Source organism: Tumebacillus lacus (assembly GCF_026410385.1).
GTDB lineage: Bacteria > Bacillota > Bacilli > Tumebacillales > Tumebacillaceae > Tumebacillus > Tumebacillus lacus.
On record NZ_JAPMLT010000014.1, the window covers coordinates 44,842 to 69,005 of the forward strand.

Consider the following 24,164-nt stretch of genomic DNA (forward strand, 5'->3'; position numbering starts at 1 on the left):
GAGATCACCTCGCCTCTTTCGGTTCGTTGACCGGTGGTGGTGCGGGCATCTGGTCCTCGCCCATCCGTTTGCGGTTGAAGTGAGAGATCGGGCGCGGTCGGAATATCATCTTCCAAAGAGGCAGGCGGGCGAACAGATCCTGCTGGGAGGTCTTTTCAAAAGGAGCCACCCCCGACAGATACGGCACGCCGAACGACCGCAGGCGGCACAGATGGGTGACCAGCCAGATCGTGCCGATCACAAGGCCAAAGAGGCCGAACGTGCCGGCGAGCAGCATCATCGGAAAGCGCAGCATCCGAATCGAGATCGCCGCACTGTAGCGGGGGATCGTGAAGGACGCGATCCCGGTCAGCGAGACGATGATCACCACCGGAGCGGAGACGATGCCCGCCTGCACCGCCGCTTGACCGATGACCAACGCACCGAGGATGGAGACCGCCTGCCCGATGTATTTGGGCAGGCGGACGCCGGCTTCGCGCAACGCTTCGAAGGAGATCTCCATGAGCATCGCTTCGATCAATGCCGGAAACGGGATGCTCTCACGTGCGGCTGCGACGGAGAGCAACAGGTTGGTGGGCAGCATGTCTTGGTGATAGGTGGTGACGGCGATGTAGAGGGCCGGCATGTACAGCGCGATCAAGAGAAACGTGTACCGCAACCAGCGGATCAGGTTGACGATCACATAGCGCTCGTAATAGTCTTCGCTGGCCTGCAGGAACTGCCAAAACGTGACCGGACCGCAGAGGACGAACGGTGTCCCGTCCACAAAGATCGCAAACCGGCCTTCGAGCAGTTGCGCCGCCACCGTGTCCGGCCGCTCCGTGTTTTGCAATTGTGGGAACGGCGAGATCGGCTCGTCCTCGATCAACTCCTCGATATACGCGCTCTCCAAGATCCCGTCGATCTCGATGGAGCGCAAACGGACCAGCACTTCCTCGATCACCTGCGGGTCGGCGGTCTCTTCGAGATACATCACCACCACGCTGGTGCGGGTCTTGGTGCCGAGCGTCAAGGGAACGGTGCGAAGCAGATGGCTTTTCAGTTTGAACCGCACGAGGGCGGTGTTGACGCGCAGGTTCTCGGTAAATCCTTCGCGCGGTCCGCGAATCGACGCTTCGGTCGGCGGTTCCTGCACCGAGCGCCTCGTGCCGCCGCTCACGCTGAGCAGCAGGGCTTCGTCTTGACCGTCGATCACGAGCAGGGCGTTGCCGTGCAGGATCGTGTCCACCGCTTCGTACAGGTTGGTTGTCTTGGTGACCTGTGCCGCCGTCAGACTCTGTTCGGCGACCATCTGGGTCAGATCGTCATAGCGGCGCTCCGACAAGGTGTTGCGGAGCAACGGCTGGATCGCGTGGAGCTCCAGCTCTTGGGTGTTGATCAGCCCGTCGAGATAGACGAGCAGGAGACGGGTGCCGCGACCGTCGGTCAGCTCGCGGAAAACCACATCGGATGTCAGGGTGAACAGGTCTTCCAGCCGCTCGCGATTTTCATCCAAGGAAGAGTGAAGCCTTTCATTTGGCATTCGACCTGTCTGCGCCCCTGATTTGGTTACATGACGTTGATCCGACCTGTTGTGTGAAGGAGGGTTCGCGTCATCGCTCGTGTCGTCCGCGTCTTCCAAGGCGGGCTGCTCCTGCGGAGTCAGGTCCTTCGTGTTTTTTTTCCGTTTGTTGCGCAGAACGCGAAGCCTTTTCCCCATTCCTCCCCCACCTCCATTCCGGTTATTGGGATTTTGCCCCCGTACTGGTGGAACTATGCAAACTGTAATTAGAATGAATACAAAAAAGTAAACAGAAAGAGAAAGAAAGGGGAAAACCATTTTCCAAAAAGGTAATTAAATGGAATTTTTAATTTGAACTATCTTTTTCATGGAGCTCAATGCTATAATGCTATCAAACTACTACTAGTTTAGATGGGGGAGACCAATGAAAAAGATCAATAAGCTCAATAAAGTATTGACTCAATCCGTTGCGTTGACGGCAGCGATCTCCGTGTCAGCCACGAACGTGGCATCGGCAGAAACCATCTATCGTGACCTGAATCAAGTGAGTGACTGGGCAGCAGAAGCTGTGACCATCATGCAAAAGGAAGGCATCATGATCGGCGACACCGCCGGGAACTTCCGTCCGCTGGACAAGATCACTCGTCAAGAGGTCGCCATCGTTCTGACCCGCACCTTGAAACTCCAAGTGGAAGATGTGACCACCTCCAGCTTTGCTGACGTGAACGACAACGACTCTGCGTTGAAATATATCGAGGCGGTCAAAAAAGCCGGACTGATGCTCGGCGACGGGAATGACAACTTCCGTCCGAAAGATTTCATGACCCGTGAAGAAATGGCTGCGACCTTCGTTCGCATTCACAACGTCGATCCGACCGGCAAAGGTCAATCGCTGAACGTCCAAGACAAGGAAGCGATCAGCGACTGGGCGAAAGACTATGTCGCCGCTACTTTGGAACTGGGTCTGATGAAAGGCGACGGCGCGAACTTCAACCCGAAAAGAGAAGCGACCCGCCAAGAGACTGCAATGGTTGCAAACAACAACATCCAGATCATCAAAAAGAAGGCGGCGGGCAGCGATCCGGTCATTGCCTTGTAAGTCTTCTTCCAATAATTGACCCGCAACTGGGAAAACATAGCATATCATGAACCGTTCCGAATCTATCGGCAAACGGTTCGTGATATGCTTTTTGGATTAGGAGGTCCTCTGTATGACCCTGCCTTCCCTGACGGCGTGCATTTTAACGTACAATTCGGAGTCGGGCATCCGGGAAACTTTAGAAAGCGTTCTTCCTTACGTGGATCAACTGGTAGTGGTCGATTCAGGTTCTACCGATCAAACGGTGCCCATCGTCCGCGCTTTTGGCGTGCAGGTGACGCCTTTTGAGTGGGCGGATGATTTTTCGAAAGCCCGCAATGTCGCCATCGAGAAGGCGACCGGCGATTGGATTCTCTTCCTGGACTCCGATGAGACGTTTCACTGGACGCATCCTGACCTTTCGCTCAAGGAGTTTCTGGCAGTGAATGATTCCTTTACGGGTGTCTACGCCCTGCCCTGCCGCAATATCGAGCAGGCAACGGGTGAATTGCAGACATGGAGCCATGCGGAGCGGCTTTTTCCAAGAGGTCGCTACACGTATCAGGGTGCGATTCACGAAGCATTGCAGGGATCGGGCAAAGTCATACGCCTGCTTCCAGACTGTTTCCTTGAACATGTCGGATATTCAGCCGACCGCATCGAAGCCAAGTCGCAACGAAATCTCAAACTCTTGCAGCAAGAGTTGGCACAGGACAAAGACAACGGCAGGCTGCACCGCTACCTTGCCAATGAATTTTTTAACGCGGGCCAATACCGTGACAGCATCCGGCATTGCCAACGGGCACTGGCGCTTTTGCCGAAGCATGAGACCTATACCCGGGCGCAGACTTATTTCTATTGGATGACCTCTTGGCTCTTGTTGGGCGAAACGGATCGGTCGATGCACATCGCCAAGCGAGCGATGGAGGAGATCCCATCCTACACAGATCCGTACGCGTTGGCCTTTGAAGTGGCGTCCCGGCAACAAGAGTGGCAAACCGCGCGTGACATGTTTGCACGATGGAACGAATTGAAGAGCGAGCAACGCTTGTTGCCGCAGCACCTTACATCTCTTAATCACCCGTTGGAAGGAAGGTCTGATCAGATGGGACTGACCGTTGCGTTGCTTGGACTCGATCACGACAACGACCTGGCCGAGGTCAAACGGCAACTGGACGCGATTCCCCTGCACAAACAGGTGGTGATCGTAGGAGAGTCTTTTTCAGAGGAAATGCGAAAGGCGGCTGCCGGGTATCGGTACGAACTGCACGAGGTCGCAACGAATCGTTCGATCCTTGAGAGACAACTCACGGCGATGCGGGCAGCACGTGAAGAGTGGGTGCTGTTCTTGGAAGGCCGTGAGCGGGTCGCCGATGCGGGTGATTTGGCGGAGTTGGTCGTCTCATCAGCGGAGGCGGCGTATGCGGCCGAGGTGCGCTATCAAACGGACAGGCTGCGTGTGTCCGTTGTGGAATGGAGGCTGTTGAAAAAAGGCACAGACCTGTCGCGGTTCCGACCGCTCGATGCAGCGGCTCCCCGATTGGTTCTGCATCAAGAGTTTTTGCAAGTCGAGGTGCCGGCACGGGCACCGGGGACGAGTCGGATGTCGGTCGCGGACGGCGCACAAGCTTCTCTCCCGGCTGCGGAAAAACGGATGCGCGATGCGTGGCAGGCGTTTTCTTTGCAGGAGTACGAGAAAGCGCTGTCAATTCTGGCGGACATCCAGCACCATCGACACGCCCCCTTTTTCATGATCCTGGCCGGGATCAATCTGGGACGGACTCATGAGGCGTTGCAACTCCTGCAAAATGTGATCAATGACGAAGAGGAGAACACAGCGAGTCATGAGTACGCCTATCTGTACGCCAGATTGATGACGGCGATCGACGATCCGGAGGTGAAGCAAGAAGCGATCGAACTGCTGATCGATGCTTTCTCTTCCGCAGACGGCGCGCAGGGGGTGTTTCTCGATCTGGCACCGGAGGATCATCTGCTGGCAGCCGGAGACTTGTACGGACAACTGGGTCGCTGGGAGCAAGCGAAAGACCTGTTTGCGGACGCTGTGGCGAGTTCCGGCTACGAAAACGAGCGGGCGGCCTACCGGTACGCGGATGCGCTCCGCCAACTGACAGAAGCGGAGAGTCGGCAGTCCGACCTGCCGCGCCTGCTGATGGCCGACCTTCCCAGTCAGGACCCGAAAGCAAAGCGTCTGCTCTATCTGCTCTACCGCTATCTCGGATTTGATGAGTGGGCGATCCTGTTCTATCCCTTCCACGAGAGTTCGCGCTATGAGCGTCCGCAGGGGGATGTGTCGGTCATACTGCCTGTCTACAACCAGAGCGACTACCTGCGCGCCTCCATCAAGAGCGTGCTCCGCCAGTCGCATACCCGCTTTGAATTGATCATCGTCGATGACGGATCGACAGAGGACATCAGCTCCGTTGTCGAGGAGTTTTGGTATGACCGACGGATCGTCTTTCATCGATTGGAGCGAAACCAAGGCTTGCCGGCAGCGTTAAACGCAGGACTGGCACTGGCGACCGGCACGTTTTTAACGTGGCACTCGGCAGACAACCTGATGGGGGAACGGATGTTGGAGCGGCTGGTCTCTGCGTTGGTGGCGGACGAGTCGAAGGCGGCCGCGTACGCGGATTACATACAGATTGACCAGGAAGGATTGCTGATCGAAAAAATACGGAATCGCCCGTACGAGATGAACGGTTTGGCCAATCCGGGACCGGCACTGGTCTGGAGGGCGACTGCCGGGCGGCGGGCAGGCGGTTTTGACACCTCGATGTTTGGGATCGAGGATCGGGACTTTGTGTTCCGGTTGCGGACGAAGGGACCGTTCGTCCATGTACCGGAACCGTTGTATTCCTATCGCATTCATAAAGAGTCTTTGTCGGCTGAGATCGACGATCAGGAGCGGTTTGGCGGCTGGGATGCGCTGCACGCACGGTTGAAACGGAAATGGTTCTACTGGCATTTCATCTAGGAGCCGGAGGTCAGATATGAGCGAGAACTCCCCACAGATTCGATTCCTTCAGGATCTCTTGCAGGCCAAGGAGCACGAGGTGCAGGCCTTTCAACAGGTGATCGCCAAACGGGTGCGGACGATGAAGGAGATCAAAGATCAGCAAGACGATGTGCAGCGGTTGACCGAAGTGGTGGAAGCGGAGATTCAGGCGAAGCGAAACGATGTGTCGCTGCTGGAAGCCCGTCTTCTCGAAACAGACCGTCTGCTGGAGGACCGTCAGTCCTGGACGCTGTATCAACGTGAGTATCAGGCGCGGCACCAGTACTACAGAGAATTTGCAGAAAAGGTCGGGGCGGAGGACGCTGGCGAACTGCGCACGCTGTTGCAACGAAAGGATCGTCCGCTGCTCATCTCCCCGGAGACGCTCCCGGCCTGCCGGGAGCGGGTGCAGGAACTGCTCCGGATCGGGGCTGCTCAAGGCTATCTCTGCATCGATTGTGTCTCCCGGGGGCCGGAGGAGCAGTTTCGGATCGAAGAGATCGCCCCGCATGTACACCGGATCAACGAAGAGGCGAGGCTCCTCCCCCTGTTGAGGAAGCGGCCGGTCACGGTGCTCAGCACGTGGGTGCTGCAAAAAGCATGGTACGATGTCCTGTCCGATGTGACGGTCTGGTATGACCTGTGCGCCGACCCGAGCATCCTGTTCGGACCGGACCCGGAGATGAGTCTGGAGCATAGGGAGCGCCTGCGTACCGCAAAGATCGTCTCGTACGCGGGCCTTGAGCACAGGGCACTCACTTACTTCCGCAAAGAAGACTCGCAGCAGTTGCCCGCAGGAGGTGTGTGACCGATATGGAGACGAAACAAATACGCGAGATCAAACGCTCTCTGGAAGCGCAGATCCAGGCGAAGGAACGGGAACGGCAAGCCGGACGCGTGCTGCTGGATCGCTATGCGGTCGACATCCGCGAAGCACAGCAAGCCCTGACCGATCTGGAGCAGACGTTCGAGCGGATGACAGCCGCGTCGGCTCAACTGGACGCGCAGGTTTTACATCTGCAAGGGGAACAAGAGCGTGCGATGAAACGGTTGCTGGCGGACAACGTCTATTTTCAGCACGAATACGAGAAGCGGGCGCGTTATTACCGGAGCTTCTTGACCGGGGATCATCCGGAATCCCGCCGGATCGCGAAATTATTCAAAGACCGCCGCTACAAAGGCATCGTCGTCTACCCGGCCGCCGTGCATTGGCAACCGATCCAACGGCCGCAGCATTTCCTGATGGAATTGGCGGCAAAAGGCTATCTGTGCTTTTTCTGCACGGCGGAGGGCACGGAGCATCTCCTGGAGGAACTGAAGCCCAATCTGTTTTTGCTCAATCGGGAGGAGTACCTGCTGCCCGTCCTGCAATCGATGCATGTGCTGGTCCTGAACACTTGGCTGATGCAAAACGCTTGGATCGACTGCCTGCCGCAAAAGACGGTCTGGTACGACATCTTGGATCGGGTGGACTTTTTCTCCGGGTATGACAAAGGCATGCTGCTCAAACACCACGAGGTGCTTGAGCAAGCGAAACTGGTCACTTACTCCGCCCGGAGCCTTCAAGAATTTACGGCGTTTCGCTCCGATGCGGTCTTGCTGCCGAACGCCGTTCGTCCGGAGGATTTCACATCAAAGACATCGCCTGCGGGAGTTCCGGACGATCTCAAGCCTGTGCTGCAAAAGCGCAAAAAGATCCTCGGCTATTTTGGTGCCATCGAGGAGTGGTTTGACGTCGGTCTGATCCGGCAGTTGGCGGCACAGGATGTGGAGATCGTCTTGATCGGTCACTGTGGCATCGACAGGGAGCCGTTCGGAGCGAACGTGCACTTCTTAGGAAAGAAACCGTATGAGTCGCTGCCCGATTATGCGGCGCACTTTGATGCGCTGTTGATCCCGTTCCTCGTCAATGATCTGACCAACGCTGTCTCGCCTGTCAAATTTTTCGAGTACTGCGCGATCGGCAAACCGATCCTGAGCACTCCGATCCGGGAAGTGATTCCTTTTGCCGGCCCCGGCGTGCATCTCGTCGAAGCGGGGAAGCGGCTCGACCTGAAAGCGATCCTCTCCGCTCCGCCGTCCTCTTTTCAAAATCGGTTGCGCGACATCGCCGTACGCAACACGTGGCGGGAGCGGGTCGAGCAGGCGGAGCAAGAGATGATGAAAAACATCGACTGTGCGCCCGTCTTTGCCAACAAAACGTTTGAAAACGTCATCGGAGTGTTTACCGCGACGTTTTTCAATTATCAGGGCACAGACTTTTACTCCGGCGGTGCGGAACGCTATCTGATCGACCTGCATGAGATCTGTACGGAGCTCGGCTACAAGATGGAGATCTACCAGTACGGCAATTTCCCTTGGTACCGAAAGTTTCGCGGGATCGATGTGTATTCGCTCGGGGACGGAGAGCGGCATATGGAGCAGCCGTTCACGGTGCAGTTGATGACCGATTTTAACATGGCCTACACGGGGCTTGCGGCGGAAAAATTTGCGTTGAATCTCTACTCGGCTTTCTTTCAGGCGTACCCGGAGGTTGCTCACCCGAGCATCGGGATCTCGCACGGTGTGGCGTGGGACAACGAACACAGCCAGTATGAAAACGGGGAGCAGTTTTGGCTCTCGAACCTGCGCTTTATCGAAGGGGCCCGCAACGTGGAGAAACTGATCTCGGTGGACACCAACACGCCGAACTGGTTGCAGACGGTCGACTACGAAGCGGCGCAGCAGACGGTCACCATTGCCAACTATGTGGAGGGGGAGGAGTTTTACCCGGTGGAGCGCACGGGGGACAGGCTTCGCATCGTGTATCCGAGGCGGCTGTATGCGGCCAGAGGGCTGTATCTGACGCTCGACATCGTAGACGAGGTGCTCACGCGCTATGAGCAGGTGGAGTTTCATTTTGTCGGCAAAGGGTTTGCGGACGATGTACGGGCGGTGGAGGACAAGCGGGAGAAGTGGCCGGGGCGGGTGTTCCGCTATCATCGTGATCCGGACGAGATGCATCAAGTCTACAAGGACGCCGATATCGTCCTGATCCCCACGCTGTACAGCGAAGGCACGTCGCTGTCGTGTCTGGAGGCGTGTGCCAGTGGCAACGCGGTGATCGCTACCCGCATCGGCGGGCTCACCGACCTGATCATCGACGGATACAACGGTCTCCTGATCTCCCCGTCACGCGAGGATCTGCTGACAGCGGTGTGCAAACTGATCGAGGAGGAGGCGCTGCGGGAACGGATCAGCCGCCACGCGGTCGCCGTCTCCAAGGCGTTTGCGAAGAAAGAGTGGAAAGAAAAATGGAAGCGGGTCATCCGGGAGAAACTGGGGGATCGGCAGGCGTTGCCGCCAGTGGCAGAGAAGAGAACGATGGAGATCCTGGTGCGGGGGCCGGAGCAGGTGCGACACGGGCGGGTCGCCGCACAAATCCATGCGGCCTTGCTGCGAGGGGACTCGGTGTTTGTGCGACCTGAGCAGGAGTTCGACGAGAAACGGAGCTTTTGTCGCTATCAAATCCTGCACCCGCAAGCGGAACTGACTTTCGTTCCGGATGAGATCGTGGATCTGCGAATGGAGTGAATGGGAGAGACATGATCGATGCCCTGTTTCTGATCGTATTTCTGGCGTATACGGATATTTGGATGAATCTATGGATACAACGCGCGATGGGCAGAAAAGCGAAGGTGTCGGCCGGGCAGGTCTCGTGGTCGTTGGCCGTCGCGTTTCTGCTGTTTCTGACGGTGTTGGTGCACCCGGCCGTGACGGCGGTGCTGCTGGCGGGGATCTATCTGTTGGCGTACACCAACCTGCTGCACATCCGCTTTTTCGGCAGTCTGCTGGGGTACGGGCAGCTCAAGCAATTTCTCGGTTCGTTCGACCAGCTCAAAAACAACAAAGTCGTCCTGCGCACAGGGGCGGCCAATCTGCGCAGAAAAAACGATCTCGGGGTGCTTCTGCTCTGGTTGTTAAACGTGGGGTTCGCGTGGTGGCCGAGCTTTGAGCTGCAGGGGGTGGAGCTTTTGGGACTGCTCCTGCTGGGCGGGCTGTTGCTCGCTTGGAGCGTCTGGAGTCTGGTGAACGCGCGCAAACAGCGGAAGACCGCCTATCTGTATTTTGAGCGACTCGGTCTGGTCGGGTACTACGCGGCCGCGGCAGAGATCAATGCGCGTCCGGCGCGTGAAGAGAGGATCGGCGAAGATTCTGTCGATGCCGAAGAGATCCGGTCGGAGAATGATCGTGCCCGGCAACATCCGCTGTACGGCCGCTATCGGGGGAAAAATTTGATCTTCATCCAATTGGAGTCTTTTCAGCAGTTTCTGCTCGATCGAAAAACGGTCGGACAGGAGATCACGCCCTTTTTGAATCGCTTGAAGCAACAGAGTATCTCGTTTGAAAACATTCACGCCCAATATGCGATGGGTCACACGGCCGACGTGGAACTGGTCGCGTTGAACTCGTTGTATCCGATGCGGCACGAGGTCGTCAATTTCACTCACTATGACAAAACGTACCGCGCGCTCCCGCATCTGCTGAAGGAGCAAGGCTATGCGAGCGCCGCGTTTCACGGTCATACCGGCGAGTACTACAACCGGGTGATCATGTTTCAAACGTACGGGTTTGATCATTTTTTTGCGGAGGATCACTACCAGGTCACGGAGAGGATCGGGCTCGGATTTCCGGATCGGCCGTTCCTTTTGCAGTCGGCTGACAAGATCGCGCAGATGACCAGGCCCTTTTTCGCCCATCTGATCACGTTGACCTCTCATTTTCCGTTTGAGATCGATCAGCGGGGACTGCCGGACGACCCGGATCTCTCGCCGATGTTGAACAATTATTTTCAGTCGGTGCATTACACCGATCAGGCGTTGGCGGCGTTTTTTGACGAGTTGGAGCGGGACGGGACTTTGGACGACACGGTGGTTGTGCTGTTCGGGGATCATGAAGGTGTGCCGTTGCAGCATGTGGACGAGTTGATCGCCTGGTTGGGGCGTGATCCGTCGCAACGGGCCTATCATGACTTTGATCTGCGCAAGGTACCGTTTCTGATCTGCGCGGGGGAGGCAGGCAGTTTGACTCCGCAGACGATCACGACCGCCGGGAGCACGCTCGATCTCCTGCCGACCGTGCAAAGCCTGTTCGGGATCGAGCGCACGAAAGTCCAGTATGGGTGCAATCTGTTTGTGAAAGAGGATGACTTTGTGATCTCGCGGGTCTACCCGGACGGCACGTTTGCCAGCGAGGAGTATGTGTATCTGGCTGACGTCACGGAGACGTTTGAGCAGGGGACGCTGTATGATCGAAAGACGCAGCGGCCGATCCCGTTTGATCACACGCATGAAAGTTACGAGCTGTTTGTGAAAGCGAAGAGGGCGGTGGCATCGTCTGACGCGGTGATACGGAATGATCGGATGCGGAGGGCGGACGGCATTTCAGCAGGTTTGCCTCCGCAGTTTGAATTTGAACTGAGCCCGGAATTGAGTGAGTGTCTGCCGTTGATGGAGAGGGATGCGATCATCCTGCCGTACACGTATGCCTTTGAGCAGATACAAAAGGAAGCGCAGGAGTTGACCGGAGAAGCGACGTGGCAAGAGCCGATCTGGGATGCCTTTTATGAACAGCATCGGGTGCGGCTCGCCTATTTGCATCAACTGGATCTGGAAGCGAACGGGCGGCCGATCTATTTTCAGGACAGTGTGTATCTGCCGTTTCTGAGCGAAGCGGGCTATGAGTTGGAAGTGGTGAAAGGGCAGACGATCTTTGACCTGATCGAGTCGGTGGATCGGTACAGCCTGATCCTCCTCGCGGTGAAAGACGAGGGATCGCAGGCGTTGTCTCCGAAACTGCGGCTGCGGTTGTCTGACATTCAGATCAAGGAGTTGAACCCGAGTCGTCTGCGTTGGAGCTATCTCAATGTGATCTTGAAGACGAATCGGTTGGATTCGCTCGATGAGAGGGCGGCCGACGAGCTGTTGGAACTCGATGTGGCAAAGGGTAGTAAAATCGACGGATTTACGATGCCGTTTGATCTCTCGGTCAAGAGTGCGGGGGCCTCGCACGGCAATCTGTCGAGCATCCGGATCGACGGCAGGGAGTATGCGCAAAACCATCGCGGGATCAACATCGTGGTGTACAGTCTGACGGAGAAACAGGTGGTGCAGAGCACCTTCGTCGATACGTTCAACACTCTCTATGCGCGACAGACGGTGTACGTGGCACGAAAGCACGAAAGGGGGTGAAGACGTGTACCCAGCGGTCGTTTCGCTGACGATGGGACTGCTGACCATCGCAGGGTTGTTTTTGCTCCGGGAGCCGAGGGCAACAGAGGAAAAGCGGAGACCGGCGGAGCAAGTGCCGGGACTGAAAGAGGCAGCTGTGCCTGCGGCACCTGCCCTGATTGGGCAGCAGGAAGCGGGGGACGTGCAGGAGTCGATGATCGGGCGGGAAACCGTGGTCTTTCCGGAGCCGGAGTTCGTGTCAGACCCGGTGGTCGGTCAGGGACCGGCGATGGTTGAGGAAGACGAGTGGTTCTTGCCGTATGAGATGGTCGAGCGACTTCCGCAACTGGCACCTTTTTCGGTGTTACTGCTGGGCGATCCTGTTTCGGAGGACGAAGAGGAGCAGCGGGAGTTTCGCAGAGAGCTGTTTGACGCGTATCGCCTGGATGTGGCGGTCTGGTCGGACTTCGATTTGTCGCGCAACTATGCGACCGTCTATTTTACAGACACGATGTTTCTGCCCCACTTCCATCAGCACGGCTACCACGTATCCGCCGTGCAGGGCCTGACGCTGATGCAGATCTTGGACGGGACCGAGCCGGATGACCTGATTCTTCTCTCGGTCAAAGACGAAGGCAGTCAGGCACTCACTCCTGAATGGGAGGACGAGTTGGCGGCCCACGGTATCCGTCAGTTGAGACGGGAGCACCTGCGACACAGCTACGTCAACATCATGCGCAAACGGGACGGGGAGCAGTACGAGCCGATCTTTGAGCGGAACGATACCGAGAAGATCACCGTATCTCCCGAGGGTCTGCCCGTCACCGTCGAGGTTCAGAGCGCCGGTCTGTCGGCCGGCAATCTGTCGAGCATCCTGATCGACGGACGCGAGTGGTCCCAAAACCACCGTGGCCTCAACATCGTGGTGCTGGATCGGCACGGCGAGGTCAAGCTCTCGACCTATGTCGATACGTTCGCGACGCTGTACGCCGAGCACACGCTGTTTGCAGCAGCGCGGCAGGATCGCGCCACCAACTGTGAGTGGGCGACCGACCATCGGTTGGTCGCGCGCGCGTTCGGCGAGATCGAAGACCGGCCGAACACCCACTGTCTCGAAGCGTTTCAACACCGGTATCTGCAGGGGTACCGGGTGTTTGAGGCTGACTTGGTGTTGACTCAAGACGGTCATTTGGTCGCGAGGCATGATTGGCAGCCGTACCTGTATGAGTATCTGATGCAGGATCTGCCGGAGGATCGAAAGGGAGAGCGGCTGACACGCGAGGAGTTCAAGTCTCTCCCCATCCTGAAACGGTACACACCGCTCGACTTCGAGGACATCTGTCGCCTGATGCGCGATCATCCGGACATGTACCTGATCACCGACACGAGAGCGGTCGAGAGCGACGAGATCCGGCAACAGTTCACGGTGCTGGCGGAAACGGCCCGCCGCATCGATCCGGCGATCTTGGATCGCATCATCCCGCAGTTGTATCATGAGCGGATGCTGGAGGAGGTGCGGGCGATCCACGAGTTCAAGTCGTACGTCTATACGCTGTATCAGACACATGCGACCGATGCGGAAGTGATCTGGTTTGCCTATCGAAACGGCATTCGGGCCGTGGTGATGTCTGAGCAGCGGTATACACCGAAACTGGTGGAGCAGTTGCAGGAAAAGGGGATCATGACGTATCTGCACACATTGAATGATCCTGTCGTCATGGCAAAATATTTCCTGCAGGGCGTGCATGGGTTCTACTCAGACCGGACGCCGCCGCACGATCTGAACAAGATGAAGATCCAATCGGAGACAAAGCGTGAGGTCCTGCTCGATATTTTGAAAGACTATTGGGCGCTGCAATACCCGGAAGAGGTGGTGTCGGCGCTGCTGGAGCAGGTGGAACGTATTCGTTCCGTGGACAAACTAGACAAAATCGTGTCGGGTGTGTTCAAACTGGACAACCTCGCGGGCATCAAAGACCTGTTGGCGACCGAGGCGGAGTTTTATGACGAGCGGACGTGACGATTCTCCCCTTTTTGACTTGGGATATGTTACCTTAAGAAGCGTACAGGTTGAGAAAACAGGAGCGAGCATTCGATATGACGTTTGAATTGCGTGAAGGAGAGCGCTTGGACGATCTGCAGGCCAAGGGGTTGCAGATCATTCAGAGCGACGAAGTGTTTTCATTTTCCCTCGATGCCGTGCTGCTGGCCCGGTATGCGACCGTCAGACGGCGCGACCGGGTGATCGACCTTGGCACCGGCAACGGCGTGATGCCGCTGCTGTTGACCGCGAGATCCGATCTGCCGCGCGGCGAGATCGTCGGCCTGGAGATCCAGGAGCGGCTGGCCGACATGGCGGAGCGCAACGTGCGGGGCAACGCGCTGGAGGACACGATCAAGATCGTGCACGGCGACACCCGCGAGGCGGTCGATCTCTTTGGCAAAGAGTCGTTCGACACGGTGATCTGCAACCCGCCCTATCGACCGGCCGGGGTGGGCGACCAGAGCGAAAACGAGCACGTCCGCATCGCCAAGCACGAGATCACCTGCACGCTCGATCAGGCGATCTCGGCGGCGGCCGGACTGTGCCGCTACGACGGTCGGGTGGCGTTCGTGCACCGGCCCGACCGGCTGGCCGACATCATCGCCTTGATGCGCCACCATCGGTTGGAGCCAAAGCGCCTGTGCCTCGTGCACCCGCGCCCGCACAAACAGCCGAACATCCTGCTGATCGAAGCGTTGAAGGGCGGACGTCCCGAACTGCGCATCGACCCGCCATTGATCGTGCACCGCGAGGACGGATCGTACACCGACGCCATCCTCGACATCTACGCCGGACGAGGAGAGTGGCCCCGATGATGAAGCACCGCTATTCGTTTCAGGAGCCGGACGGCAGCGGCACTTTGTACCTGGTCGCCACGCCGATCGGCAACCTCGACGACATGACCTACCGCGCCGTCGAGACGTTGAAAGCGGTGGAGGTGATCGCCGCCGAAGACACGCGCCAGTCGCGCAAACTGCTCAACCATTTCCAGATCGACGGTCCGCGCCTGATCTCGTACCACGAGCACAACAAAAAGAGCAAGGAAGAGGCGATTCTCTCCTTGCTCCGCGAAGGCCAAAGCGTCGCCCTTGTCACCGATGCCGGCACCCCCGGCATCTCCGATCCGGGAGCTGACATCGTGCGTGCGGCCGTCGAGGAAAATCTCCCCGTCGTGCCGATCCCGGGTGCGGTCGCAGGCATCGCCGCCCTGATCGCGTCGGGAATGCCGACCGACCGTTTCACATTCGTCGGCTTTTTGCCCCGTGACAAAAAGGATCGCATCGCCGAATTGAAAAAGATCCAGCACCGGCCGGAGACGCAGATCTTCTACGAGGCGCCGCACCGCATCGGAGAAACGGTGAAGGCGTTGCTGGAGGTGTTCGGCGACCGCGAGATCTCCATCGGCCGCGAACTGACAAAACGATACGAACAGTTCTCTCGCGGAAAAATTTCGGCATGTGTCGAGTGGGTCGCCGAGGAAAAACCACGCGGCGAGTTTGTCCTCGTGGTGGCCGGCGGGGACGGCGAACTGGAAAATTCCCATGTCGAATCTTCGTGGTGGGAAGGGCTAACTTTGTCGGAACATGTCGACAAAATTGTCGAAACAGGCGTCTCCAAAAAAGATGCGATCAAAGTCGTCGCCAAAGACCGCGGGCTGCAAAAACGCGATGTCTACAACGAAGTGATGACCTGATCCCGGCCCAGTTGCCAAAAATACACATGAAAAAGCCCTTGGCTCATCAGAGTCAGGGGCTTTGTCGTCTATGGAAAAAGAAACGGCAGCGACTAGCGGCTCATCTCGCCCACGCAAACGGAGCAGATGTTTTTGCCACGGAAATGGATGATATCGTCAGCGGAACCACAGAACACGCAAGCCGGCTCATACTTTTTCAGCACGATGCGCTCGCCGTCCACGTAGATTTCCAGAGCGTCTTTTTCCCCGATGCCAAGCGTGCGGCGCAGCTCGATCGGAATGACAACGCGGCCCAATTCGTCAACTTTACGTACAATCCCGGTAGATTTCATTGTTGCACTCTCCCCTGAGTCATTGTTATTTTATCGTCTCTTTCGATTCTACAAACTTCGACAAACTTTCGACATCCCTAGCGTACCAGTTACTCCCATAATAGTCAATAAGTTTGGAAGAAAAAGAACAGAGGGTTTCATCGAAGAGTTTCGATAACGTACTATATTTTCGAAAATGGTTAAAAAATCCTGCCCGTCTTGACATTTATTTGAATAACATGGTACGGTTTGGGTAAGATATATGATGCACGAACCATGTGTAACAAACGCGCAATGAAGGAATGAGTACCCGAAAACGGGCCCAACCAGAGAGCCGGGAGTGGTGGAAACCGGCAGGGAGACGAGCGGCGAAGATGGTTCCGGAGCGCTCGAAGTCGAGAGGCTGACATGCCTTGAGGCTTTGACGGGGTGGCCCGTTACAGCCGTGTGGTCAGCGACAGTGATGCATCTGACCCACTGAGGTCGTGGGCTGCGAGGCCCCGGCAAAGCCAGGTGGTACCGCGAGAGCACAGCTTTCGTCCCGGCAGACGGGATGAGGGCTTTTTTTATTTCCTAATTTTTCAGTCAAGGGGGCACCATCATGAGCAAACCTTCCTTCTACATCACCACCCCGATCTACTACCCGTCCGACAAGCTGCACATCGGACATGCGTACACGACGGTGGCCTGCGACGCGATGGCTCGCTACAAGCGGCTGCGCGGCTATGACGTCATGTTCCTGACCGGCACCGACGAGCACGGTCAAAAGATCGAGAAGCGCGCCAAAGACGCGGGTCTTGAGCCGCTGAAGTTTGTCGACAAGATCGTCGAGGGCATCCAGGCGCTGTGGACGAAACTGGACATCTCCTACGATGACTTCATCCGCACCACCGAACCGCGCCACAAAGACGTGGTGCAGGCGATCTTCCAACGCCTGCTCGACCAAGACGACATCTACCTCGCTGAGTACGAAGGTCTCTATTGCACCCCGTGCGAGTCGTTCTGGACGCAGCGCCAAGTCGAAGAAGCGGACGGCAAATGTCCGGACTGCAAACGCGACGTCGCGCCGCTGAAGGAAAAGTCGTATTTCTTCCGCATGCAGAAATACGCGGATCGTCTCATTCAGTACTATGAAGATCACCCGGGCTTCATCGAGCCGGAGTCGCGCAAAAACGAGATGCTCAACAACTTCCTCAAACCGGGCCTTGAAGACCTCTGCGTCTCGCGCACGACGTTTGAGTGGGGCGTGAAAGTGCCGTCCGACCCGGAGCATGTCGTCTACGTCTGGCTGGACGCGTTGACCAACTACATCACGGCGATCGGCTACGGCTCGCAAGACCCCGCGATGCAAGAGACCTACAACAAATACTGGCCGGCCGACGTCCATGTCATCGGCAAGGACATCGTCCGCTTCCACACGATCTACTGGCCGATCTTCCTGATGGCGCTCGACCTGCCGCTTCCTAAGAAAGTGTTTGGCCACGGCTTCTTCCTCTCCGGCGGGGATAAAATGTCCAAGTCGAAAGGCAACGTCGTCGACCCGGTACCGCTGATCGACCGCTACGGCCTCGACGCGCTGCGCTATTTCGTCCTGCGCGAAGTGCCGTTCGGCCAAGACGGGACGTTCACCCCGGAGGCGTTCGTCCACCGCGTGAACTCCGACCTCGCCAACGACCTCGGCAATCTGCTCTCCCGCACCGTGGCGATGATCGAGAAATACAACGACGGCATCATCCCGCAGCGCGGTGAGTCGACCGAGCTCGACCTGACCCTGCAAGCGCTCGCGTCCGACTCGGTCGTGCGCGCTGAAGAGGCGATGGACCGCATGCAGTTCTCGCTGGCGCTGGGGGCTGTGTGGGATCTCGTCTCCCGCACCAACAAATACATCGATGAAAACGCACCGTGGGTGCTGGCGAAGGACGACGCACAAAAGCCGCGCCTCGACACCGTGCTCTATCATCTGGCCGAGTCGCTGCGGGTGTCGGCGATCCTCGTCCAGCCGTTCTTGACCAAGGCTCCGGCGGAGATCTTCCGTCAGCTCGGCGTGGCAGATGCCAGCCTGACCCTGTGGGAGAGCGCGAAAGAATTCGGCGCGCTGCCGGCGGGCGTGAAAGTGGAGAAAGCACCGGCCCTCTTCCCGCGTCTCGATGTGGCGGTGGAAGTGAAGGCGATTGAAGACATGCTGGGAGGTACGACTGTGAACGCTGAAGAAACCACGCAACCGGCTGTGGAAGAGAAACAAGAAGGCAAGCCGGGTCAAGAAACTCCGGACCCGAAAGGCGAGGAGAAACCGGCCGTCGCCGCTGCCGATGAAAAACCGGAAGGCGTCGCCCTGATCGGCATCGATGATTTTGCGAAAGTCGAGCTGCGCGTGGCGGAAGTCCTCGAGTGTGAGCGCATCCCGAAAGCGGACCGACTGCTCCTGTTCCAACTGGACCTTGGCACCGAAAAACGCCAAGTCGTCTCCGGCATCGCCAAATACTACGAGCCGGAACAGTTGATCGGCAAAAAAGTCATTCTCGTCTCCAACCTCAAGCCGGTCAAATTGCGCGGCTACGAGTCGAACGGCATGATCCTCTCCGCATCGGTCGGCGAAGAGCTGTACGTCACCACCGTGGACGGCCCGATTGCCAACGGCGCGCTGGTGAAATAAGCATGACGACGCCGCACCTGTTTGACACACACAGCCACCTGAACTCGCCCAAGTTCGAGAGCGAACTGCCGCAGTTGATCGAAGCCGCCCGTGCGAACGGCGTGCACAACATCGTCATCCCCGGCTACGACTACGAGTCGAACGTGCGGGCGGTGGAGATCGCCGAGGCGAACGACGGCATCTACTGCGCGGTGGGCTATCACCCGTGCGACCTGAACGATCTGACCGACGATCACTACCAGCAGTTGTATACGTGGGCCAAACTCGACTCGGTCGTCGCCATCGGCGAGATCGGCCTCGACTACTACTGGGACACGACGACCAAGGAACTGCAGGATGAAATGTTCCGCAAGCAGATCGCGATTGCAAAAGACCTGAGCTTGCCGATCGTCATCCATGACCGCGACGCGCACGGCGACATCCTGCGCCTCCTGCAAGAAGAGGACGCCGCCAAGGTCGGCGGTATCATGCACTGCTTCTCCGGCTCGTGGGAGATGGCGCAGGAATGCATGAAGCTCGGATTTTACATCTCCTTCGGCGGCCCGGTCACCTTCAAAAACGGCAAACGCCCGGCTGAAGTCGCGGCCAAAATCCCGCTCGACCGCCTGCTCGTCGAAACGGACGCCCCGTACCTGACGCCGGAACCCTATCGCGGCAAACGCAACGAACCCGCCTATGTCAAGCACGTGGCGGAGAAGATCGCTGCGTTGCGCGAGATGCCGTTTGAGGAGCTGGCAGCGGCGACGACGGCGAATGCGAAGACGCTGTTTCGAATCAGCTAAAAAAGAAATGACGAACAAAAGAAGGCGTTCCAGGCAGGTACCGAGCGATGTAGGCTGGAACATCTACTGATACGACAGAATGAAATTTTTCAGCTTCTGAAACGACAGGATCCCGTATCCGATTCGTTTCAGAAGCTTTTTTATTTCCGGTTCAGTAAGTGAAAAGGGACGATCGCCTCTGCTCAAAAAAGAGAGGGGATCGTCGCCCGGCGACTAGTCTACACGCAATACAGCTCCCGTGTTGGCCGAGGTCACCAACTTTGCATAACGCCCCAGCCAGCCGGATTTGACCTTTTGTTCCGGTTGTTCCCACGCGGCGCGACGCTGTGCCAGCTCCTGCTCGCTCAGTTTCACTTCGATCACGCGCGTCTCGACATCGATGCTCACCCTGTCCCCGTCGCGCAGCAAGGCTATCGGCCCTCCCGCTGCCGCCTCCGGGGAGATGTGACCGACGGAGATCCCGCGCGATGCGCCAGAGAAGCGCCCGTCTGTGATCAGCGCCACATCGGCATCCAGCCCCATGCCGGCGATGGCGGCAGTCGGCGCGAGCATCTCCGGCATCCCAGGGCCCCCTTTCGGTCCTTCGTAGCGGATCACCACCACATCGCCTTTCTGGACACGACCTGCCAAGATGCCGGCCAACGCGTCTTCCTGCGATTCAAACAGGACGCAAGGGCCTTCGAAGCGAACGACATCGGTCGCGCCGCTTTTGATGATCCCGCCATCGGGCGCGAGGTTGCCTGTCAGAACGCGCAGCCCGCCCTGCTCACTGTGCGGGTGTTCCAGCGTGCGGATCACCTCCGGATCTTGAATGTCCGCCGCGGCGATGTTTTCACCCAGCGTGTATCCGGTGACTGTCGGCCGGTCGAGATGAAGCACGCCAGGTTTCCGGGCCAACTCTTTCAGGATCGCGCTGATGCCGCCTGCCCGATGAATGTCTTCCATATGCCAGTTGGAGGCCGGGCTGACTTTGCACAGGTGCGGCACGCGGCGCGAGATCTCATCGATGCGCGACATGTCGTACTGGATGCCCGCCTCTTGCGCGATGGCCAGCGTATGCAACACCGTGTTCGTCGAACCGCCCATCGCCATGTCCAGCGCAAAGGCATCGTCGATCGCCTCACGAGTCACGATGTCACGCGGCTTCAGATCCTGTTCGATCAGCAGTTTCAATTTCTCGGCCGCCTGCGCGATCAGCGTCTTGCGCGCCGGATCGGTCGCGAGAATCGAGCCGTTGCCCGGCAGTGCGATGCCCAGCACTTCGCAGAGGCAGTTCATCGAATTGGCCGTAAACATGCCCGAGCAGGAACCGCAGGAGGGGCAGCCGTGATCCTCGATGTCCTTCAGTTCCTCTTCGGTGATGCGACCCGACTGATAGGCGCCGACGCCTTCAAATACAGAGCTGAGGTCGACCACCTGCCCTTTCGACGTCTTCCCGGCCGCCATCGGCCCGCCTGACAGAAAGACGGTCGGAATGTTGATGCGCATCGCCGCCATCATCATGCCGGGCGTGATCTTGTCACAGTTGGGAATGCAGATCATCCCGTCAAACCAATGGGCGTTGACCACCGTCTCGACCGAATCGGCGATCAGTTCCCGGCTCGGCAACGAATAGCGCATGCCGATGTGGCCCATCGCGATGCCGTCATCGACACCGATTGTGTTAAATTCGAACGGAATCATCCCGGCTGCCCGCACCGCTTCCTTGACCAGACGGCCAAATTCGTTCAAATGCATATGACCTGGGATGATCTCGACAAACGAATTGCAGATCGCCACAAACGGCTTGTCAAAATCCTCGTCTTTCAGACCGGTTGCCTTCAATAAACTGCGATGCGGCGCTCGGTCGAACCCTTTTTTGATCGTATCGCTTCTCATGCGCTGTCCCCTCCTTTACCGCTCGATCCAACTCATCATCTCGCGCAGGCGTGCCCCCACCGTTTCAATCGGATGATGCGCTTCGGCCTGTTTGATCGCGTTGTAGGACGGTCGTCCGGCTTGATTTTCCAAGATCCATTTTTTCGCAAACTCACCGCGCTGGATCTCGGCCAGCACGTGTTGCATCTCCCGTTTCGTCTCGTCCGTCACGATCCGCGAACCGGTCATATAGTCGCCAAACTCCGCCGTGTCGGAGATCGAGTGCCGCATGCGGGACAATCCCCCCTCATACATCAGGTCGACGATCAGTTTCAGCTCATGCAGACATTCAAAGTAGGCGATCTCCGGTCGGTACCCCGCTTCGGTCAACGTCTCAAATCCCGCCTTGACCAATGCGGTCACGCCGCCGCACAGCACCGCTTGCTCACCGAACAGATCGGTCTCCGTCTCTTCGCGAAACGTCGTCTCGATCACGCCGGCACGGGTGCAGCCGATGCCTTTTGCGTAGGCGAGCGCCAGGTCTTTCGCCCGCCCCGTCGCATCCTGATGCACGGCGACCAATCCGGGCACACCCGCCCCTTGCACATACACCCGGCGCACCAGATGACCCGGGCTCTTGGGTGCCACCATCGCCACATCGACATCTTCCGGCGGTTGGATCTGCCCGAAGTGGATGTTAAAGCCGTGCGAGAACAACAACATCTGGCCTTTGCGCAGATGCGGGGCAACCTCCTCCCGATACGTATGGGCCTGACTCTCATCCGGCAGCAGCATCTGCACCACATCGGCCGCTCTCGTCGCCTCGGCCACCGTCATGACTTCAAACCCGTCTTGTTCAGCCCGTGTCCACGACTTTCCACGACGGAGTCCAACGACGACGCGGACACCCGCATCGCGCAGATTTTGCGCTTGCGCATGACCTTGCGATCCATACCCGACCACCGCTACCGTTTTCGCTTGCAACAGCCCGAGATCCGCCTGCTGGTCATAGTACATTTCCATAATATTAAAACTCCTTTGAATATTATTTTAATTCGGAAAATATTCGACCTTGATCACGTCGATCAGCTTGTTCAGTTGTCTGACAAATTGCCCGCCTGCCCTTTCATCGATCCCGACGACGATGGTCATCTGCGCCATGCCCGGCTCTTCCGGCTTTTGACGGGATGTCAGCGAGACGATGTTGTACCCGCGCCTGACAAACTGTCCGGTCACCCGCGCCAGAACGCCCGGACGGTCATGGGCGGTGACGAAGATCGATACGCTCATTCCTCCCACCCCCTCAGCAAGATCTCATGATTCCCTTTCCCCGGCGGCACCATCGGGAATAAATTCTCTTCTTCCTCGACGAGGAAGTCGACCACCACCGGCCCTGGATGCGCCAACGCTTCGACGATCACTTGACGCGCTTCGTCCGGCGTCGTGGCTCGAAGCCCCTTTACCTTGTACGCTTCCGCCACCCGGACAAAATCAGGCGCACCGATCCGCGACTCGGACAGCCGATTTTCATAGAACATCTTTTGCCATTGGCGCACCATGCCCAAGAAACGGTTGTTGATCACCATCACCTTGACCGGAATGTTTCGTTCGGCGACCGTTTGCAATTCCTGAATGTTCATCTGGAACGATGCGTCGCCGGCGATGCAGACCACCGTCGCCTCCGGGACGGCCAGTTGTGCGCCGATCGCAGCCGGAAACCCAAATCCCATCGTGCCGAGTCCGCCCGAGGTCAGAAACGTGCGCGGTCGTTTGGCGCGGTAAAAATGCGCCGCCCACATCTGATGCTGGCCCACCTCCGTCGTCACTATCGCCTCCGAGCCGGTCATCTCATTCAGCAGATCGATCACATACTGAGGTTTCAAGCTCGATTCGTCCTGCGAATAGGTCAAAGGATGCTCCTGCCCCCACGCCTGTACTTGAGCCAACCAACTCGCGCATGTGCAGGGCGGCGACATCGACCGCAACGCTTGCAACGCCTGTTTGGCATCGGCGATGACCGGATAGTCCACCCTCACATTTTTCTCGATCTCAGCGGGATCGATCTCGATGTGCACCTTTTTCGAGTGCGGGGAAAACAGTTCCAGCTTGCCCGTCACCCGGTCGTCGAAGCGGACACCGCACGCGATCAGGAGATCGCACTGCTGCACCGCCAGATTGGCCGCATACGTGCCGTGCATCCCGAGCATCCCCAGAAACAGCGGATCATCCGGCGGGAAGGCTCCGAGCCCCATCAACGTGGAGACGACCGGAATCCCCGTCTGCCGAGCGAACGCCCGCAGTTCCTCTGATGCTCCCGCGCTGACAATGCCCCCGCCGATGTAGAGCAACGGACGTTGCGCCTCCGTGATCGCGGCACAGACTCGTTGCAGTTGCAGCGCATCCGGCAGTGTGGGAGGATGATATCCCGGAATCTCCACTGCCTCCGGGAACACAAAGGGTGCCACTTGGCTCGATACATCCTTGGGGATATCGACCAATACGGGGCCGGGACGTCCGGTACTCGCGAGATGATACGCTTCGCACAAGACGCGCGGCAGATCTGCCGTCTCTCGCACCTGATAATTGTGTTTGGTGATCGGCATCGTGATCCCGACCACATCGGCCTCTTGAAATCCGTCGCGACCGAGCAGCGGAGTGGCTACCTGCCCGGTGATGATCACCAGCGGCGTGGAATCCATAAAGGCATCGGCGATCCCGGTCACCAGATTGGTCGCGCCAGGTCCTGACGTGGCAAATACGGTCCCTGTGCGTCCGGTCGCCCGCGCATATCCTTCCGCGGCATGGATCGCGCCTTGCTCATGCCGTGTCAACACATGGTCGATCGAACTGCCGTGCAGCGCATCGTAGATCGGCAAGATCGCCCCGCCCGGATAGCCGAACACCGTCTCGACGCCCAATCTCTCCATGCATGCGATCACCATCTGCGCTCCTGACATCGTGGTTTGCGCGTGATTTGTGACGTTTGCATTCACAGTCATCACTTCCTTTCGGGATGGATA

16 protein-coding genes are annotated in these 24,164 nt (G+C 57.9%); 10 read left to right on the forward strand and 6 right to left on the reverse strand.

Going from position 1 to position 24,164, the window contains the following annotated elements; all coding sequences use genetic code 11:
• Window positions 1-4: 4 nt before the first annotated feature.
• Window positions 5-1,522: a spore germination protein gene (locus tag OS242_RS18535; RefSeq protein WP_267153261.1), complete on the reverse strand. Its 1,518-nt coding sequence runs from the start codon at window positions 1,520-1,522 to the stop codon at window positions 5-7.
• A 403-nt stretch (window positions 1,523-1,925) separates the two neighbouring features.
• On the opposite strand from OS242_RS18535, the gene OS242_RS18540 reads away from it, so the two are divergent.
• From OS242_RS18540 to rsmI, 8 genes are all read left to right on the forward strand, one after another.
• Window positions 1,926-2,600 (forward strand): S-layer homology domain-containing protein, encoded by a 675-nt coding sequence (locus tag OS242_RS18540; protein WP_267153189.1) that lies wholly within the window; start codon window positions 1,926-1,928, stop codon window positions 2,598-2,600.
• A gap of 112 nt (window positions 2,601-2,712) precedes the next feature.
• Window positions 2,713-5,574 (forward strand): glycosyltransferase, encoded by a 2,862-nt coding sequence (locus OS242_RS18545; RefSeq protein ID WP_267153190.1) that lies wholly within the window; start codon window positions 2,713-2,715, stop codon window positions 5,572-5,574.
• A 16-nt stretch (window positions 5,575-5,590) separates the two neighbouring features.
• Window positions 5,591-6,403 carry a kinetochore Spc7 family protein gene (locus tag OS242_RS18550; protein WP_267153191.1) on the forward strand — a complete coding sequence of 271 codons (813 nt, stop codon included), beginning with the start codon at window positions 5,591-5,593 and terminating at the stop codon, window positions 6,401-6,403.
• A 5-nt stretch (window positions 6,404-6,408) separates the two neighbouring features.
• Window positions 6,409-9,168, forward strand: a complete 2,760-nt coding sequence (locus tag OS242_RS18555; RefSeq protein ID WP_267153192.1) for a glycosyltransferase — start codon at window positions 6,409-6,411, stop codon at window positions 9,166-9,168.
• A gap of 62 nt (window positions 9,169-9,230) precedes the next feature.
• Entirely contained in the window at window positions 9,231-11,825 is a 2,595-nt protein-coding gene (locus tag OS242_RS18560; protein ID WP_267153193.1) for an LTA synthase family protein, read from the forward strand.
• Between the two features lie 4 nt (window positions 11,826-11,829).
• The gene (locus OS242_RS18565; RefSeq protein WP_267153194.1) at window positions 11,830-13,824 is read left to right on the forward strand and encodes a phosphatidylinositol-specific phospholipase C/glycerophosphodiester phosphodiesterase family protein; all 1,995 of its coding nucleotides are present in this window, start codon (window positions 11,830-11,832) and stop codon (window positions 13,822-13,824) included.
• 77 nt (window positions 13,825-13,901) lie between these two features.
• The gene (locus tag OS242_RS18570) at window positions 13,902-14,663 is read left to right on the forward strand and encodes a tRNA1(Val) (adenine(37)-N6)-methyltransferase (RefSeq protein WP_267153195.1); all 762 of its coding nucleotides are present in this window, start codon (window positions 13,902-13,904) and stop codon (window positions 14,661-14,663) included.
• On the forward strand, window positions 14,660-15,541 hold the full coding sequence (gene rsmI, locus OS242_RS18575) for a 16S rRNA (cytidine(1402)-2'-O)-methyltransferase (RefSeq protein WP_323372977.1): 882 nt from the start codon (window positions 14,660-14,662) through the stop codon (window positions 15,539-15,541). Before OS242_RS18570 ends, rsmI begins: the two co-directional genes overlap by 4 nt.
• A gap of 92 nt (window positions 15,542-15,633) precedes the next feature.
• Here the strand turns inward: rsmI and OS242_RS18580 are convergent, their stop codons facing one another.
• The gene (locus OS242_RS18580; RefSeq protein ID WP_267153196.1) at window positions 15,634-15,873 is read right to left on the reverse strand and encodes an AbrB/MazE/SpoVT family DNA-binding domain-containing protein; all 240 of its coding nucleotides are present in this window, start codon (window positions 15,871-15,873) and stop codon (window positions 15,634-15,636) included.
• 580 nt (window positions 15,874-16,453) lie between these two features.
• Here OS242_RS18580 and metG point away from each other — a divergent pair.
• Window positions 16,454-18,505: a methionine--tRNA ligase gene (gene metG / locus OS242_RS18585; RefSeq protein ID WP_267153197.1), complete on the forward strand. Its 2,052-nt coding sequence runs from the start codon at window positions 16,454-16,456 to the stop codon at window positions 18,503-18,505.
• A 2-nt stretch (window positions 18,506-18,507) separates the two neighbouring features.
• On the forward strand, window positions 18,508-19,287 hold the full coding sequence (locus OS242_RS18590) for a TatD family hydrolase (protein WP_267153198.1): 780 nt from the start codon (window positions 18,508-18,510) through the stop codon (window positions 19,285-19,287).
• Window positions 19,288-19,500: 213 nt separating this feature from the next.
• On the opposite strand, the gene ilvD is transcribed toward OS242_RS18590, so the two are convergent.
• Genes ilvD through ilvB form a run of 4 tightly spaced genes read right to left on the reverse strand, consistent with a single transcriptional unit; the run spans window position 19,501 to window position 24,143 of the window.
• Window positions 19,501-21,165, reverse strand: coding sequence for a dihydroxy-acid dehydratase (gene ilvD / locus OS242_RS18595; RefSeq protein WP_267153199.1), 1,665 nt, complete (start codon window positions 21,163-21,165; stop codon window positions 19,501-19,503).
• A 15-nt stretch (window positions 21,166-21,180) separates the two neighbouring features.
• Window positions 21,181-22,167 carry a ketol-acid reductoisomerase gene (locus OS242_RS18600; RefSeq protein WP_267153200.1) on the reverse strand — a complete coding sequence of 329 codons (987 nt, stop codon included), beginning with the start codon at window positions 22,165-22,167 and terminating at the stop codon, window positions 21,181-21,183.
• Between the two features lie 27 nt (window positions 22,168-22,194).
• Complete coding sequence (gene ilvN, locus OS242_RS18605) at window positions 22,195-22,434, reverse strand: acetolactate synthase small subunit (protein ID WP_267153201.1); 240 nt, start codon at window positions 22,432-22,434, stop codon at window positions 22,195-22,197.
• Complete coding sequence (gene ilvB / locus OS242_RS18610) at window positions 22,431-24,143, reverse strand: acetolactate synthase large subunit (RefSeq protein WP_407702131.1); 1,713 nt, start codon at window positions 24,141-24,143, stop codon at window positions 22,431-22,433. Before ilvB ends, ilvN begins: the two co-directional genes overlap by 4 nt.
• Window positions 24,144-24,164 lie beyond the last annotated feature (21 nt).